1 tRNA gene is annotated in these 414 nt (G+C 47.6%); it reads left to right on the forward strand.

What is annotated here, in order from left to right:
* The first annotated feature begins 115 nt into the window (after positions 1–115).
* Positions 116–191 (forward strand) — tRNA-Glu (locus tag HFD97_RS22055).
* Positions 192–414 lie beyond the last annotated feature (223 nt).

The following is a 414-nucleotide window of genomic DNA, read 5'->3' on the forward strand; positions in this document are numbered from 1 at the left end:
GGGAACCTGCGGTTGGATCACCTCCTTACCTGAAGATACCTTCCCGCGCAGTGCTCACACAGATTGTCTGATAAAAAAGTAATGAGCAAAGCGTCTTGCGAAGACAGACTTAAATGTCCCCTTCGTCTAGAGGCCCAGGACACCGCCCTTTCACGGCGGTAACAGGGGTTCGAATCCCCTAGGGGACGCCATGCTCGGTGACAGGTGAAAGATGTTGCCCACATATCTTAAAGATGACTTACGAGTCATGTTTAAGATATTGCTCTTTAACAATCCGGAACAAGCTGAAAATTGAAACGACATGACGCGTTCATTCTCCGTAATAAGAATGAAATGGCGACATGTTCGAGTCTCTCAAATGCTTACAGTCTGCAGCGTTGAAAAACGCCTGTGGGTTGTGAGGTTAAGCGACTA

This window comes from Pantoea sp. EKM103V (genome assembly GCF_011800365.1).
GTDB classification, from domain to species: Bacteria; Pseudomonadota; Gammaproteobacteria; order Enterobacterales; family Enterobacteriaceae; genus Pantoea; species Pantoea anthophila.